12 protein-coding genes are annotated in these 15,310 nt (G+C 57.4%); 4 read left to right on the top strand and 8 right to left on the bottom strand.

Going from position 1 to position 15,310, the window contains the following annotated elements:
* Positions 1–10 precede the first annotated feature (10 nt).
* From CGZ66_RS31115 to CGZ66_RS40450, 3 genes are read left to right on the top strand one after another with little or no spacing between them, the layout of a single operon-like run.
* Positions 11–1,456, top strand: a complete 1,446-nt coding sequence (locus tag CGZ66_RS31115; protein ID WP_095090563.1) for a UDP-glucose dehydrogenase family protein — start codon at positions 11–13, stop codon at positions 1,454–1,456.
* A 23-nt stretch (positions 1,457–1,479) separates the two neighbouring features.
* A complete protein-coding gene (locus tag CGZ66_RS31120; RefSeq protein ID WP_095090564.1) occupies positions 1,480–1,770 on the top strand; it encodes a hypothetical protein in 291 nt (96 codons plus the stop codon).
* A 13-nt stretch (positions 1,771–1,783) separates the two neighbouring features.
* A complete protein-coding gene (locus CGZ66_RS40450; RefSeq protein ID WP_206073822.1) occupies positions 1,784–2,179 on the top strand; it encodes a hypothetical protein in 396 nt (131 codons plus the stop codon).
* On the opposite strand, the gene CGZ66_RS31130 is transcribed toward CGZ66_RS40450, so the two are convergent.
* Entirely contained in the window at positions 2,172–2,966 is a 795-nt protein-coding gene (locus tag CGZ66_RS31130; protein ID WP_095090565.1) for an inositol monophosphatase family protein, read from the bottom strand. The two genes, CGZ66_RS40450 and CGZ66_RS31130, sit on opposite strands and share 8 nt — an antisense overlap.
* A 302-nt stretch (positions 2,967–3,268) precedes the next feature.
* Between CGZ66_RS31130 and CGZ66_RS31135 the strand changes: the two genes are divergently transcribed.
* A complete protein-coding gene (locus tag CGZ66_RS31135) occupies positions 3,269–4,036 on the top strand; it encodes an FkbM family methyltransferase (RefSeq protein WP_095090566.1) in 768 nt (255 codons plus the stop codon).
* Between the two features lie 538 nt (positions 4,037–4,574).
* Here the strand turns inward: CGZ66_RS31135 and CGZ66_RS31140 are convergent.
* The 7 genes from CGZ66_RS31140 to CGZ66_RS31170 form a co-directional block, all read right to left on the bottom strand.
* Positions 4,575–5,369, bottom strand: a complete 795-nt coding sequence (locus tag CGZ66_RS31140; RefSeq protein WP_095090567.1) for a class I SAM-dependent methyltransferase — start codon at positions 5,367–5,369, stop codon at positions 4,575–4,577.
* Between the two features lie 142 nt (positions 5,370–5,511).
* Positions 5,512–7,488, bottom strand: coding sequence for a tetratricopeptide repeat protein (locus CGZ66_RS31145; protein ID WP_167392331.1), 1,977 nt, complete (start codon positions 7,486–7,488; stop codon positions 5,512–5,514).
* A 7-nt stretch (positions 7,489–7,495) separates the two neighbouring features.
* Positions 7,496–8,581, bottom strand: a complete 1,086-nt coding sequence (locus CGZ66_RS31150; protein WP_143748910.1) for a KpsE/RkpR family capsule polysaccharide export protein — start codon at positions 8,579–8,581, stop codon at positions 7,496–7,498.
* A gap of 88 nt (positions 8,582–8,669) precedes the next feature.
* Positions 8,670–9,395: a P-loop NTPase family protein gene (locus CGZ66_RS31155; protein WP_095090570.1), complete on the bottom strand. Its 726-nt coding sequence runs from the start codon at positions 9,393–9,395 to the stop codon at positions 8,670–8,672.
* Positions 9,396–9,401: 6 nt separating this feature from the next.
* Positions 9,402–10,742, bottom strand: a complete 1,341-nt coding sequence (locus tag CGZ66_RS31160) for an ABC transporter permease (protein WP_095090571.1) — start codon at positions 10,740–10,742, stop codon at positions 9,402–9,404.
* A gap of 172 nt (positions 10,743–10,914) precedes the next feature.
* Positions 10,915–13,281, bottom strand: coding sequence for a hypothetical protein (locus tag CGZ66_RS31165; protein WP_095090572.1), 2,367 nt, complete (start codon positions 13,279–13,281; stop codon positions 10,915–10,917).
* The gene (locus CGZ66_RS31170; RefSeq protein ID WP_095090573.1) at positions 13,278–15,302 is read right to left on the bottom strand and encodes a glycosyltransferase; all 2,025 of its coding nucleotides are present in this window, start codon (positions 15,300–15,302) and stop codon (positions 13,278–13,280) included. Before CGZ66_RS31170 ends, CGZ66_RS31165 begins: the two co-directional genes overlap by 4 nt.
* Positions 15,303–15,310 lie beyond the last annotated feature (8 nt).

The following is a 15,310-nucleotide window of genomic DNA, read 5'->3' on the forward strand; positions in this document are numbered from 1 at the left end:
GAGATCTAAAATGAGAGTCGCCATCTTCGGGTCTGGCTACGTGGGTCTGGTCACTGGAGCCTGTCTGGCCGATGTCGGCCACAATGTTATCGGGATCGATATCGACGCCGCCAAAGTGGAGCAGCTGCGTCACGGAAAAGTCCCGATATCTGAGCCTGGACTGAGTGAATTGATCTCCCGCAATGCGGAACAAGGCCGCCTGTCATTCACGACTGACCCGGCAGTTGTGCTACAGCATGCGAATCTTGTTTTTATCGCCGTCGGCACGCCCTCCGACGAGAACGGCTCAGCTGACCTAAAGCATGTGCTGAGCGTGGCCAATACGATCGGCGCCCACCTCACTAACTCTGCGATCGTGGTTGACAAGTCGACTGTCCCCGTCGGAACCGCCGAAAAAGTTCGCGCCAGAATCGCTGAGGGCCTAAACGCGCGTCGCGTGAATATCTCTTTCGATGTCTGCTCCAACCCTGAATTCCTCAAGGAAGGAAGCGCTATCGAGGATTTTTCGCGTGGGGCACGCATCGTCGTCGGTACGGATTCGGAACACGTCCGTGAGGGAATGCGCGAATGCTACGCTCCCTATAACCGCAACCACGACAAGCTCATGTTCATGGGCATACGCGAAGCGGAACTGACCAAATATGCCGCCAACGCTATGCTGGCCACAAAAATAAGCTTCATGAACGAGGTCGCCAACATTGCCGAGGGCCTGGGGGTGGATATCGAGCAGGTTCGCCGCGGCATCGGCTCCGATCCCCGGATTGGCTATCACTTCATTTATCCCGGCGCCGGCTATGGCGGCTCATGCTTTCCTAAGGATGTCCGCGCGTTGGTTCATATGGCTCGCAGCGTCAATCACGAGCCGCATCTTCTCACCTCGGTCGAGACCGTAAATGTTGCGCAGCAGCAGACGCTATTCTCGAAACTGTCGGCTGCATTCAACGGCCAGCTTGCAGGACGAACGGTAGCGGTGTGGGGATTGTCCTTCAAGCCAAACACCGATGACATGCGCGACGCGCCTTCCTGTGTTCTCATCGAAGCTGTCGTCAATGCAGGCGGGTCGATCAGGGCGTTCGATCCGGAGGCTATGCGCGAGGCAGAGCGTCGTCTGGGCGTGTTAGATGATATTGTTTTTTGCGCCACCGCAAAGGAAGCCGTTGAAGGTGCCGATGCGCTCGTAATCTGCACCGAATGGAAGCAATTCCGCGTCGTGAATTTCGACTGGTTGGCCAAGACGCTTGGGTTTCCGATCGTCGTCGACGGCCGCAATCTCTATGAGCCTGCGGAGGTCATGAAGCACGGGCTTTTGTATTACGCTGTCGGGCGGGGCAATTCGCTACAATCTGGCAGTAATGCAGGAGCAGAGCCCCTCCTTGCCACGCACGATTCCCCGGCACGGGGAAGCGATGATATGCGGTCCGGACAGGCGCGGGCAGGCACTTGGCTTGACGCCTGATGCCGTGCGGATCCCCTTCCCGCATGCATCAGATCGATGCCGAACAACATCGTTACCATCCTGCCAAAACCGCGGTGACTATGCCTTCTGGTAACAGTTTTCTGCAGTGGGTGAACAGACTCAAGCCTAGGGGGTGGGGGCATATCACGAAGGCGATTGCCCTGGAGACGGAACAACAAGTGCGAATCCGCCATCCGTTCTATGACGGCTTGTTGTGGCTGGTCCCCGAGGTGTTTGACGATGCTGTGCGGGAGGAACTGGAACTGAGTGGGGCTCTACCTGGCTGGGCATCCGAGCTTTTTCTCGATTGCTGAAACGGAGCGTGGAATGGTTGCCGGAGAACCGAATGACGTGCGATTGAAACTTATCAAGGACCAATGGATTGTTCAGGTCGTCGAAAATGGCAAAGTAACTGGGCATTTATTCCACGCTCAAGACCTTGCCGAGAGCTACGCCGAACTCCAGCGAATGAGACTCGGCCTGCCCGTAAAGCCACCAATTTGGGAGGTAGACGAGCGCCGCGAGAGGCTTCGTGAAATATCAGACTTCATCATCGACGATGTTCTCGATCTCGCCGAGTACTCTGATCGGGGTATTGTCACTACCTTGGTTGATACACGCGGAGAGTGCCTGCGTCTCCACCTCACAGCCGTGACCTCAGAATTGCTTTGCGAGCGAATTGCCGACGCGCTGGAGCGCCGCTACGGCGGAGCAATCAGTTGAAATGCAAGATCCCGGTCCGAAAAGCGGAAACGAGCGCAGCGTGCCGGCGAGGGCCAGCGCTGACTAGCGCCGGATGACGTATCCAAGAGCGGTTATAGACCAGCCCCGCGCCATCGCTTGTGGTAAGACATCCGCCCGCTTCCGACAAGATAAGATCGGCGGCCGCGAGATCCCAGTCACGCGCGCCCGCCTTCACCAGCGCGGTATCGATCGTACCACTTGCCAGAAGGGCAATTCGCAAGGCCAGGGACGCAGAACTGCGAAGCCATATGGCTCGGGGCATCTCTGAAGCTGACTGTTGCAAAATTTTCTTGGGGCCGGTGAATATGCGAATGCTTTCCAATGGGCCATCGGATACGGACAATCGCTGCCCGTTTAGGCACGAACCACCACCGAGCACGGCGTCGTACAGATCGTCGGTTGCCGGACGGAAGAGGACGGCGGCAACCGGACGGCCGTCCTCCACTAAGGCAAGGGATATGACCCACTCATCACTTTCAGCCAAGAAACCCCGTGTTCCATCAATCGGATCTACGATCCAAACCCGCCGCTTGCTCAGCCGATCAGCGGAATCCGGCCGTTCTTCAGATAACCACCCGATATCTGGGCAAAAGGACGTAAGCCGTTCGATGAGGTATGCGTCGATGGCAAGGTCGGCTGCCGTAACGGGCGACTGATCCGGTTTTGAAGACGGGTTGATGTCTCGGGTTCTGAAGAACTTTAGGGCGATCAAACCGGCCTCCCGGGCAGCGCTGATCAGCAGGGCATGCGCTTTGAACAAATCCACGAAAGTTTGTCCTCTGTTTGCTTACGATGGCACGCTACCTTCTGGCCCAACGGCAGCTGCAGCGGGCTCGCCTCAAGGCATTTTGAGCGTAACCATTGGTACGACTTCGCATAATCTGGAGCGACCGGCCAGAATTATCCGTTACAATCACCTTCGTAGTTACTGTCGATTCGTGAATTTTTAAAGCGACACCACCATAGCCTCAGTAAAAAAGAGCCGCAGGAGTGGTTTGATGATTGACCAGTGCGACTTCACTAAATAGTTTTGGGTTTTAAACAGCGAACCTGGGATCGGTAGTTGTCATGAGCCTGAAGCAAAGAGCCGATTGGAAGGGCGTCGCAAGTTTCTCTCAGTCCGTTTTCTGCGCCCCAGAACCGCGGAACACCAAATTTATCTATGCGGTGGTGCGCAACTACATATTCGATGAACTGAGCCGCCAGGAAACTGTCCGGTTCGTTCAAGTTGGCACTAATGACGGCATGGGCACTGATCCCCTGCGTGCCCATGTCCTGTCGCACGGCTGGCGCGGCCTTCTCATCGAGCCGATTCCCCAGGCATTCAACCGACTGAAAGCGACTTATGGGGCGCCATCTGGCGTGGATTTCGCTAACGTTGCGATCTGGCCGGACGAAGGCGAGAAGACCTTACATGTCGTGAAGGGATATGACGTCCTCAGCAGCTTCTCGCTGGAAACGATAATGCGTCACGAGCCGAAGTACGATGACCTGCGGTCCGAGATTCTCGCCATCGAAGTGCCAACCCGCCGCCTCGACAGCCTGCTTCTCGAGACGGGCCATTCCGAACCGCACGTGCTCGTCGTTGATACAGAGGGCTGCGACGCCATCGTGCTGCGCACTTATGATTTTTCCAGACACAAACCCAGTGTCATACAGTTCGAGTACGTCCATCTTTCGGCCGAGGCGTCGTCCGATCTACGCGATTGGTTTACCGGTCTTGGCTATGCTCTTCTCTTCGACAGGCACGACGTACTCGCCCTCGTCACGACCCGTTTCGAGGTCGCCTTCGTCCGGTTTTGCCAGGATCTTCTGTCAACGGCCCGTGCAAACTAAGGCGCGATCGCGCTTCGGATCATGTGGAGAGACTCGTGGCCGTTTTGAACGTAAGCATCCTTGTCCGCGACTCTAAAAGGCGCACGCTGCTTCAGTTCCGCGATGCGTTCGCCCCCGCCTTTCCTCTGCATTGGAGTTTTTGGGGTGGAAGGCTGTCGGCGTTGGACGCAAGCCCTGCCCATGGGGGCGCTCGCGAGTTCAGGGAAGAACTGGAACTCGACGCGTCGCCTGACGACTTCAGCCTTGTGGGGGTTCGGACTTCTACTAAAGGCGAGTCTTGGCTTCTCCTATTCCGCCATGCTGTCGAATGGGGTGACTTCCGGGTCCGGGAGGGGGCCGGGGCGGCATATTTCTGGCGAAGTGAAATCGTCCGGCTGACTTTGAGCAAGCCGGTAGCGGCACACCTTCGGACAGCGCCGGAGCTTTTCGGCGAAAGCCCCTGCCCTACGCCGTGCAGTGATCGGTGAGTCCTTAGGGGCCAGACCCTCGCGGCTAAAGGAATAGCCAACTCACCTGGCCCCTACCGAATTGCTTTGATTTATCCCGCCGTGTCGAAGTAATCTTCGCGCGCTTCGAAGAAATCGCGGGCTATCGCATCCCGAGTTTCGGCCAAGGCTTGAGGCGCTCCGGATTCCGCATAGGCCTTATCGCCTGTCTTTCTAAGGAAAACCGTATTATTGACCGTTTTAATTTCCTTCATTAGCCCAAGGCTAACAAGATTTTTGGTAAATTTGTATACCGTGTAATGTTTGCCAAATGGCGTCAGGTCACGAATCTTTTTGGCACCTTTTGACTTCACGTATTTTTCCAGCCTGTCCGGCGGATACTGAACGTATTTCTCGATAGCCTTGTCTTCGCAGTCGTCTAAGATAACGAACCCACCAGGTATTATCCGGTCGTAAAATTGTTCAAAATCTCGGTCCAGTGCGCCATCGGCATCAATAAATAAAAGCCCTATGGATGCGTCTTTGGGAATCGACGTTTCAATGTCCTGTTGGCCCACGATGATAATATTTATGCCATCGCCCACCCCGAACGCCGCCAAGTTATCCTTGAGGACGCTAACGTTCGTATTCACGTCGGAGGTTTTCAAAGCATTCGAACCAGTGAAAACATCCGCAGTATAGATCAGATCCTGCCGCCCGGCGGCACGGCGTCCGAGGGCGATGGAGATCGTGCTGCCCCCTTGGGCAGGGCCAATATCTACATAAATACCCTCTTTTACATTGACTGCCGCCTCGTAGATCGCCTTGTATACATCCGATTTCAACATTCCAGCCGTAGATCTCCGAATCGCATCGAAGGTCTGATCCGATATTTCTTCGTTCGTCATAACATGATCTCCTAACCGGGGCACGATCGCCAAAGTAATGGTTTGTAGCCAAGCTCCACCAAGAATAACGCAAAAATATACTATAGAGTTATTGGCATACGAAAAGCCTCTGATAGCTGGGGAAGGTTCGATGCGGTTCTTCTTAGGGGATAGGGCGAATGCAACTCCATAGGCCTCCGGCAAAACGTAAATTCTCCGGCGGGCCGGCCAAACAGGTACGCAGATTGGCTAAGTAAGCTGCGCGCCAGCGCTCCGCGAACGGGAGCACGTCCTCGTTTGGAAGCGGTGACGGCAGAGGGGCGACCATGCATTCGATCCGGCCATCGTGCCAACGCGGTGCGTAGAAGATGGAGGGTACTTCGGCACGGTGGGCGGCGCGGGCCGCAAAGCCAGAGTAGGTGATGTCCTGGCCCTCAAAGCGGATCGTGGGCGAACCGATCCTCCCCGATCCATCCACGGCGATAGCCACCGCATAGTGGGCATCCAACGCCTTGAGGCAAGCCTTCACGACCTGTGAATCGGTCTGATCGCTGGTAGAAATCACTGAAGACGCGTAGTGCGCGTCGGCAATGCTCGGCGTAGAGGCGACCCAGCGCGATGGAAGGCCTAACAGCTCAAGAAGGATCGGGCCAGAGAACATTGGCCCCACATGGGCAGTGGCCACGACAAAGCCGCGGCCCCGGTACGGCGCGAGAGCCTCCTCCGCCGGAGTGAGATCCGCAAGCAGGGTCATGGCTTCCTCGGCTTGCTGTTCACGGCATTCCAGCCAATCAATGATAAGAAGGTCGGCGAGCAATCCCCATCGGGCGCGCCGCTCCCATTCTGTCCGGTCAATCTCGTTCTGATCCCGACTTAGTCGCCAGGCCCACTCGAGCCGTGCCTGCGGGATCTTTGCCGAGTCAAGTTTGTTGTCGAGACCCGACAGGGCCTCTTCAAAAGTCGGCGCCAGCGCGGCGGCCCGTTTCGTGATCATTGCTTTGAAAACGTTCGACGCGTCAGCTCGTCGGCCCGCTTGGCATAAGGCCCCGACCGCTTGGCGATGAGTCGACCAACTCTCGGGCGCATGGCGCAACAGTTCGACGTATTGATCGGCGCATTCCTCGTATCGACCGGAGTAGCGAAGGGCCCGGGCGTAAAGGTTGCGCGTTTTTGGCGATTTCATTTCGCTTGCAATCGCCTTCTGGAGGGGAAGAACAGCATCTTCATGCCGCCCCGCGCGAAGCAGGACCTCGCCGTAAAGGGCGTTGATCCGCCCATGCTCCGGCTCCCTCTCTACGCCGGCGCGAAGATGCTCGACCCCTCGGGACGCAACGTCTTGCGGTCTGCCGGTCGCCAAGATCGCTTCCCCCAGGTGGGCGCGGATGACGCCGGAGTCATGGCCAGCCGCAATGGCGGCTTCCCCCATGGCGATCGCCTTATGCGTCATGTCGGCGGCGACCAGAGCTTCAGTGGCAATAGCAGCCAGGTGTGGGGCAGGAAAATCCGCCGGATTGAGCGCGACCGCGATCTCAGCAGCCTCCCGGGCAAGGCCGCCTCGCAGAAGGGCCATCATCACGATATAGGCCTCGCGCGATTTCGGCGACAAGCGGGGTTTAAGGTGGGTCGCGAGGTCTGCGGCGGCAGCTATCTGGCGTGCTAGTAACCTGTATTGGATTCGGCTGGCCTCCAGCGAAATGTCATCGGGTGCGGCGGCCGCGGCCGTGTCGACGTGGGCAATCGCCTCGTCCCAGCGCTGCAGCCGGCCTAGCGCGCTGGCAAGCATACGACGCGCATCTACGAGATGCGGATAGGCCACAAGCAGCTTCTCAAGAACTGCCGCCAAAGTCGACAAGCGCCCGGACTTGTGAAAAGGCTTGACCAGATAGCGGCGTATGACCGCCTCGCCTTTTGCCTCGCGTATGAGAGCGGCATCCAAGCCGATCTCCGGTTCGTCCGCATCGGCGCTACGAATCCCGGCTATCTCCAACATCAGCCTGTCTGGAGCGGTCAGTAAGGCTCCGGTTTCGACCACAGCTTCAAACGCCGCGAGGCATTCCTGCCAGTCTTCGCGAGCGAATGCCTTCCTCGCTTGATTCTCAAGCGTGGCTTGGGGGACTGCAACAGCCCTTGCCGTGCTCATCTGCGGCTCATGCATAGCGGAAGCTTCGGTACAGCGCCTGGATCAGATTGTATCCACCGGCCAGGCAGCAACCGCTGCCGAGAGCCAAGAGCAGCACAATCAGGATATTAGGAATGCTCGGCTGCGTTTCGGAGACCGGCCGAGCGATGATCGACAGGTATCTCTGCAGGGCCATGGCATTGGTGAAGGCCTGTTGATAGCCTTGCCTGGCTTGCAACAAGTTGCTGTCGGCGAAGGTCTGCTGGTTTGTAAGTTCAACATAGGTCTTCAACTGAGACGCAAGGGTATCGCCTTGGCCGCTCATACGCGAACGAAGCTGATTTAAACGGTTATTGAGGGCGTCCACCTGCTGTTGCGCCGGCGCGAGCTGAGGATGTTTGGGGTTCCCCTGTGCCTTGATATTGTCCAGGTTCACTTCGGCCGCAGTTAGGCTTGTCTCCAATTCACTTATCTGGTTCAGAAGCATCCCGGCCTCCGCGGCGGGGTCGATGTTGCCGTGCTGCAGACGCCATTGTGAGATTTCTGCGTTAGCCGCTTTCCCCTTCTGTTCCGCCTGCCGCACGGCCTCGCGGCTCACCTTAATGGCGTCTTTAATACCCTCTTGGTTCATCCGGTTGACAAAGTCCTGCACGACTGCGAGCAGTCCATTCGCGACCGCCTCAGAGTCCGAAGGCGAAAGGCCATCCACTTCGAGAACATTGATCTGTTCGATCATGCTGTAAGAAGCATGGACCATTCTCAGATACCCCCTGTACGGATCACTGTGGGAACTATTCCCAGAGCCAGTTAGGGACTCCAGAGGCGATTTAGGCAGGTATTTCTCGAGACCGATCTTCTGGTCCAGCTGCTGCATGCAATCGCGGGAATTAAGGAAGTCCAGAACCGCCCAGCCATCGACGAAGCCGGCCGCTGCGCTCGCAGCCCCGTTGCCCTGGGACAATAAGCTACTCATCGTCGAGCCGGTCGTCGGAGCCGCGCTCAATTGGGCGGCCTGCACCGAGAAGCGAGCCTCTGCTTGGAACTGGGGCACCGCTAGGAAAATGAGATAGGCGCCCGCAGCAATGATTGGGATCAAAACAAGCCCGAGGGTCATCAGGCGCCTGCGGATCCGATGCCGTTGCGCCTCGGAGCGCAAGCGGCGCCGGTGATCAATCGTCGAGGTCCTCTCAACCAAAGCGCCATCAGAGGAGTCCATCCGCCTCAGCGGAGTCTCCGAAGTCGGCACCATCAAGTCCCTCGCCGCTGGGTTGTTCGGCTCGGGACTGTCGAGGAGGGTATCGTCTAATGCAAGCTTCGAGGTCATCATCGATCCAGAATTTACCTTGCTCATGTACCAGAGCCTTCGTACAATAGTCAATCAGCTGGTCTTCACGAAAAGTCGATAATATCAATCCGTTACCGACGATTCTGTCTTCAAATACTGATCTCCATAGCCGGCTAAACCTTGTCTCTTCTATCGGAATGTTCGCATCTATGACAAACATGTCAAATGCTGGCACCAGCGCAATGCTGAATGTATATTCGAGTCGCACGTAACTTGGCCATTCCGCGATCCGTTTTTGGAGAAACTCTGGGGCCGTCATTATCTCGGAAATGAAATTCAGACATGCTGTATAGTCGATGCCATACAACGAACAGATGAACTTCGTCATCTGTATACCTGTAAGCTTTCCCCGAACGAATCCCGCTCGGCCAATCGGCCATGAAATAAAGCCGGTGCGATAGACGAAGCCTCGCCGCGGCGTTCTTAGACCCGTCAAAATATTGATCAGCGCTGGGTGATACTCGGGATTGGCCGAAAGCAGCGCATAGCGCCCAATTGGTAGAACGAGGCTGGCGTCTTCCAACAGTACATGGCTGTCGCCAAAAATACGGGGCACGTCCAGCACGTTTTCGAGCATTATCATAATATATTAAGTCGGTTGGAGGTTGGGTCGCGCAAGCCGGTCCGCGACTAGCGCCGAGATGACGAACAGAGTGATCGCTACAAGAAAATAATTTAGGTTGGCGTCCTGCGATTTATACGCCTTGAAATAAGCAGATCGCAGGAGTTGAAAGCCGTGAGCCAAGGGGCACCAGAGGAAATATTTTCGGTATTCGTACGGCAATTGCTCAGAGACGAAAAAAACGCCCGAAAACACCTGGAGGAACCTCTCGATAGCCGACGAGAAGCGCATAAAAAAAGCCCACCTTGAAGCTATACTCGCAAACAATATCCCCATCGACACCGCAATGATCGCAATCCCTGCAATGCACGACAAAACACCGAGGACATCATCTGGAAGGGAGATTAGGCCCAATAATCTGCCGAAACCAACCATAGTCGATAGAACAAATATATATACAAGAAAGTAAACAGAACCAGTCATGACTGACATGATGACCGGCGAGAGAGGCTCAAAGTTCAACCATCCCCTGGCGCCGACATAGGCTTCACTACTTCTGAAGACAATCTGCCGCAGCATAACCCATATGACGACGCCAGTCAGGGTGAACGTAACAGTATCCATGCCCAGGACGAACCTCATCCCGTTCAAAATATACATGGAAGACCAAAGAACCATTATGACCAATGGCCCGACAAAGAGCCAAATGAGGGCGATGCGGCTGTCTGCCTGGATCAGCAGTAACCGAAGCAAAAAGAGAGGCCCGACCGTCTGGAAGGGAGGCACGGTGCCATTGTGGGTCGGCCTCTGGACCGCTCGAAGGTAGTCCAAAAGCGGCCGAAGACGCGCCAAGTCGGCGGCCTCGTCAGCCGGGACCGGTATGATATGGGCCCTATCCTCGCGAGTGGCCTGGCGACGTTCCTCTCTTGCGCGCGTGATCCGCATTTGCCGCGTTCGAAGACGATAGCCTGCCTCAAGCTTGGAATCGAATTCAGCGAGCCCCTGGGGCAAGTAGCCCGACGAGAACACGTCGACCCCCTTGCGCAGGTCCGCCTCGAGCATTCTGACCGCCCCTTTGACACGCCGCGTCCAGTAGTCCGCGGCCACCTCGGAAAGGCTCCGCTTCTTGATGGCAGCGTCCGTACCCTCGTGCATACGCTGGTAGAGTTCGCGTCGATCGGCGTCGGGAAAGGCGGGTAGACCATCGAGCGCAATCTGCACGATCGAGCGGATGTCGAGGTTCGGCTCGCCAACCAGGGCGAGGGTCCGGGTGAAGGCGGCGGAAAGAGCGTTGGCCTGTGGGTCGGTCGGCAAAAGTCCAGCCTGGCGCTTTTTCCTCCACCCCTCGATCCGCTCTTGGTTCGTCATTTGAGCATCCTAACGAGCCTACCGGCGGTATCGGAGCAGGGCGACACTCCATGACGCAAACCGGATCGCGGGTGACGAGTTGCTGCGCCGGGGCACAGTGATCGGAGGGCCGCGGCTAACGCGCTGATATGGCCAACGTCCTCACGCGCCAAGCTTGGTTGCGCAAGCATGATCAAAGGACCACCTGTTCGGAACAGGCCCAATCGAACAGTTCCGTGCCATCTAGGGGGTCGACATCAAAAGGCTCTCTGGACCTTATGCCGCTGCGCGCGCCGTCACGGCTTCCTACACCTCCTCCGCCGGTCGTTCGTGCCGCAATCAACAAGAGTTTTCGATATCCCTGGGAGGGAGCGGTGAGATCCACGTCGAGTTCACAGTCTTGCTCTCTTGCCAAGCGGACGGCCTCCACAATCGGCGACCAGGGCGTCCCGTCATGGAAGTCAACGCCTAGGCCCGGGCCAAGGTCGGAAACGTTGACCCGACCGTTGTCTTCTTCCAAGCCGATTGGCCGATTGTAGCGAAGGCGGATAGTCCTTTGGCCAACCCAATAAGCCTCCTCTACTCGCAGCGGCTCTCGCTGGGCGCCCCATAAGTCGTCGAGCAAGAACCGGCCGAACAGTTGACCGACACGCCGGTAGCCTAACGCTTTGAGGTGCATAGGCGCGCGCTCCGGCCGCGCCTCCGCGGGAGCGAAATAGGTGGGACCAACGCAATGAACGTATTGGTTGTCGAACCTGGCGTTGAGTTGGGCCATAGGCAGTTCCGGAGTCTTGAATCGGGCCGAGCCCCGGTTGGTTTGCGTCAGATACAAGCGAACAGGATCGGATTGCCCGGTCAGCGCGCGGATGTCAGCGTCGTATTGAACCTGCAGCAACGAAAGCCCACGGCGGTACGCAGGGCCGGAGCTATTGCGACCGGCTTCGTGCTCACCGTGCAGCAAGCAGATGGCCGCAACCTCAAGACGGCGCTTCTGGACTGCTGCAATTTCGCTTGCCCGGTGGAGAAGGCGCAAAACCTCGCGGTGTTGGGCCGAGCCACGGAGGAACCCGTCCTCTTCTGTCTGGCTGGCGCCCGATAGTCCCGAGCCTCCTTTGGAGACGGAGAAGAAGAGCATCGTCGGCGAACCCTGGAATCGCGCCGAAGTATTGCGGATCAATTGGTCGGCTAAACCCGCACAAGGCGTCTCCTTGGCACCTCCACCACCGCGTTCGCGCAAGTCGACGAAACTCGCTACCTCCCGTCCACGCGGTCGCAGGCCAACGTCGAACATCAGAGCCTTGCTTGGATGCTCGGGAACATCGGACACGGTGGCGTCCGCCGGGTCGCCGTTAAAGCCATTCGCCCAAGCACCGCCTAGCACGACGACCGCAGAGATGCTCGATGCATGATCAGGAAGGTGGCTTCCTGTCTTGGCGTCGAATTCGTATGCCCGGGGCGTTGCGACGACCGCTGGTGCAATGTTTCCCAAGACCTTGTCCTTCTTCTGAACAGTCTCCCTGGGCGTGCCTGGCTTTTGCGCCACCCTATTGGTCTTGGGTGCTACTTTCGCGGGCTTGACCGGCAAGTTTGCTGTCGCCGCCAGCGCGCCGACTCCCGACGTTCTGAGCCGTAGTCCTCCAGTCGTCAGCGCATTTTTTTGGGGTGACCGATCGACAACCTCGGTGCAGAAGTCGAACAAAATTTCCCCGAGCCGCAGGTAGTAAGGGGCATTCCAGTGGCGTCGATCGTCCATCAACACCTTTTCCACTCCCTCCTGGGCAACGAACGGCGCAAAGTCAAAAGCCGGCAGGTCGAGCCGCCGCGCGACTTCGATGCAGTCGGCCTTGAAGCTTGCTGGCCATTGCACAGGACGGCCGTCTGGCATGAACATGAAGTTGTAAAGTACCATTCCCATTGGCATGCCGAGCCGATCGCGCAGATCAGCCACGGACTTGGTCATCTCATCGACGTTTAGCGAACGCGAGAAAGTATGGGTGACAATTTTAGAGACGTTTTCAGGAACATGTCCATTTTCACGGATGTTATTATAAAGCTTTTCGGAAAGTGCCTTTCGAGACTCTTCGTCTGATTCCAGTAGCGCCTTTCTCCAGTTGGCTATCAGTTTCTTTTCTGTGGAAAATACAGACAATTGTTCTTTGATGAATTCGTCAAATTTGTTCACGTTGAGCAACGATCCCTCGAAGACCAGCTCCGTAGGCGTCGACATTCCCACCAGAGCAAGGTCGCCCTCGTAGATGAGTTCAGCTTTCTCGGGGCTCGGCGGGTCAACAAAATCACCATAGACTAGGTTTTTCACCCATTCCGGGAACTTCAGCTTCCCTGATAAGAAGTCGATAAGTTGATGATTTGTATTTGCAGATAGTGAGAACGGAGCTCCCCGAAGACCCATCTCGCTGAAGATGCTCGGCTTCTGTTCTTTCTTCAAAACGCCGTTGATCGGATTGTGAAGAAAGCATCCCCCGAATGGCAATGTCCGGATCATTGAACCTGTCCCGCCTCGAATTTCCTTCGCCTCTCGTTCAATCACCGCGCTATTCATTCGAGATAACTCTGAACGGTCAGTTCCAGCATTCGGCGCACGGAGAAATGAGCGTTTGCCCATTCCTTGAGGGACTCGGCAAGCTCGCTCCGATGGTGCGCATCGCGACGCCAAGCAAGGACGGCGTCCGCCACGACGACCGGATCAATCTCGATTGAGGGGAGCACGGTACCGGTGACGCCTGGCTCGAGGGCCTCCGCAGACCCGCCCGCAGGCGTCGTAACCACTGGGACGCCGCACATCTGCGCCTCGATCAGCACGTTCGGCAAGCCCTCGTATCGGGAGAGCAGAAGCAGTACGTCCATCTGGGAGTACCAGAACCCAACGTCGGGTTTTGTGCCGGTAAAGATAATGCGATCACCGATCCCAAGGCCGCGTGCGCGCTCGATCGCACTTTCTAGCAGCGGTCCTTTGCCAACAACGATGAAACTAGCTTCCGGGCATCTCGCCAGAATCGCCGCCGCGCAGTCAACCCACAGCAAAGGGCGCTTAACCTCGGCCATGCGCATCACCGCACCAACCACGAATCGCCTGCCCGATGATGGCAGGCGCGACGCTTGCGCTGAGCTCTCGGGCGTGGGCGTGATGTCAGGTGGTGCGACACCATTCGGTATGACGCGGGCCTTGTGGTGGCCTACCCCGAGCCAGTCAGCATACCGGCTTACGACCAGGCGCGAATTGGACACCATGGTGACACCAGGTCGTCTTAGCAGATCACAGAAGATGGGATGGTATTCCGGCTTTGCTCGATCGTGACGATCGGTAGGCGGCATGGTACGGACACCAAGGACGATGCGAGGGATCCCCGCCAGAACGGCCGCGGCCCCGGTAGCAAGGATGGAACCGTCCTGCCAGATGTGAACCACCTCAGGCGACAAATAGCGAAGTGCATCGGCGAGGTGAACGATGCCTTCCCGCATTCGGCTGGGCAAAAGGGGAAGAAAAGGAGCAACGAGCCGCGATAGCGATCGCCTCGGCCGCCCACCGAAGGGCTCAAACGTCGAATATTCGTGCACCTGCAGGTGGGCGTCGCGCAGGCGCGACAGGTAGAAATCATCGCCTGCTCGCGAGGTGATCGAGCGCAAGATAAGGGTCAGAGGCCCCTGGAAGTCGACCCCGTCGATCTGCCTCCCACTCGTGGCCGCGTCGTGCAGGCCAAGTGCCGTTACCGCGAACTGACGCTCAGCACCGCCCGGCGCGAGCGAGCCACCGATCATTACCACAGGACCGAGCGAGCTGGACGAGCGGGTCGCGGGAATTAATGAGACGATTGGCAGGTGCTCGCCCAGCACCTTATGAATCGTCCGAACCAGGACGGCGGAGCGGTGATCGTCTGGCGTACCAACCACACCCACCATCCGCTGGGCGTGATTGACCTCATGCAGCACAGCATTGTGCTCCGGCGTATTGCCGTACCGCGAGATCAGGACCTCTGCCGCGTTCTCAGCTTCGGAAAATAGGCCCTGCTTAAGCAGGAGCTGGGCAACCTTGATGAGCAGCGAAGCGTTCGACTCGGGTTGTTCAATGAGGTCTCGCAGCAAATCCTCTCCGGCGTCCTCCTTTCCTGCCTCTATCAAGACCCTGGCAAGAACGAACCGTCGCAGCGGTTTTTCCGGAATGTCCGGGAATTTCCGTCGGATATAGCCTTCGGCTGCTTCCGGCCCCTTGGCCCTGTAAATGTCGCGGGCAACGCGAACGGGCGCCGTATCGGATTCGGGAAACCGGCGGTCAATTGCACGCCAGACCAGAGCCGCGCGAGGATCCTGCACTCGGGCCAGAGCTGTGGCCACCAGACGCTGAAGACGCTCGTCGAATGGCTGTTTCCTTATCAGGTGGAACAGCACACCCAACATCGGCATCAGCTCAGCGGTCTTGCGCATGGCCTCCACGCGTGCCTTGATCTGCGCATGTTCATTGGACGTCAGGCGTTCGCCGGTCGCAGCCGTCACGCTCACGAGTTCGTCGTCAATGATGTCCCGGACCGCGCTCTCTGCCGCGGTTGCGATCGCTTCGGCTGTCATTGCCTCCC

Origin of the sequence: Mesorhizobium sophorae (assembly GCF_002270415.1) — a bacterium.
Taxonomy (GTDB): domain Bacteria; phylum Pseudomonadota; class Alphaproteobacteria; order Rhizobiales; family Rhizobiaceae; genus Mesorhizobium; species Mesorhizobium sophorae.

What these genes read in the sequence shown, in the direction of transcription:
- CGZ66_RS40450 (WP_206073822.1), top strand. Translation starts at nt 1,784, where the DNA reads ATGGTTGCCGGAGAACCGAATGACGTGCGATTGAAACTTATCAAGGAC.
- CGZ66_RS31150 (WP_143748910.1), bottom strand. Translation starts at nt 8,581, where the DNA reads ATGACCCTCGGGCTTGTTTTGATCCCAATCATTGCTGCGGGCGCCTAT.
- CGZ66_RS31115 (WP_095090563.1), top strand. Translation starts at nt 11, where the DNA reads ATGAGAGTCGCCATCTTCGGGTCTGGCTACGTGGGTCTGGTCACTGGA.
- CGZ66_RS31145 (WP_167392331.1), bottom strand. Translation starts at nt 7,488, where the DNA reads ATGAGCACGGCAAGGGCTGTTGCAGTCCCCCAAGCCACGCTTGAGAAT.
- CGZ66_RS31165 (WP_095090572.1), bottom strand. Translation starts at nt 13,281, where the DNA reads ATGAATAGCGCGGTGATTGAACGAGAGGCGAAGGAAATTCGAGGCGGG.
- CGZ66_RS31140 (WP_095090567.1), bottom strand. Translation starts at nt 5,369, where the DNA reads ATGACGAACGAAGAAATATCGGATCAGACCTTCGATGCGATTCGGAGA.
- CGZ66_RS31170 (WP_095090573.1), bottom strand. Translation starts at nt 15,302, where the DNA reads ATGACAGCCGAAGCGATCGCAACCGCGGCAGAGAGCGCGGTCCGGGAC.
- CGZ66_RS31155 (WP_095090570.1), bottom strand. Translation starts at nt 9,395, where the DNA reads ATGATAATGCTCGAAAACGTGCTGGACGTGCCCCGTATTTTTGGCGAC.
- CGZ66_RS31135 (WP_095090566.1), top strand. Translation starts at nt 3,269, where the DNA reads ATGAGCCTGAAGCAAAGAGCCGATTGGAAGGGCGTCGCAAGTTTCTCT.
- CGZ66_RS31160 (WP_095090571.1), bottom strand. Translation starts at nt 10,742, where the DNA reads ATGACGAACCAAGAGCGGATCGAGGGGTGGAGGAAAAAGCGCCAGGCT.
- CGZ66_RS31120 (WP_095090564.1), top strand. Translation starts at nt 1,480, where the DNA reads ATGCATCAGATCGATGCCGAACAACATCGTTACCATCCTGCCAAAACC.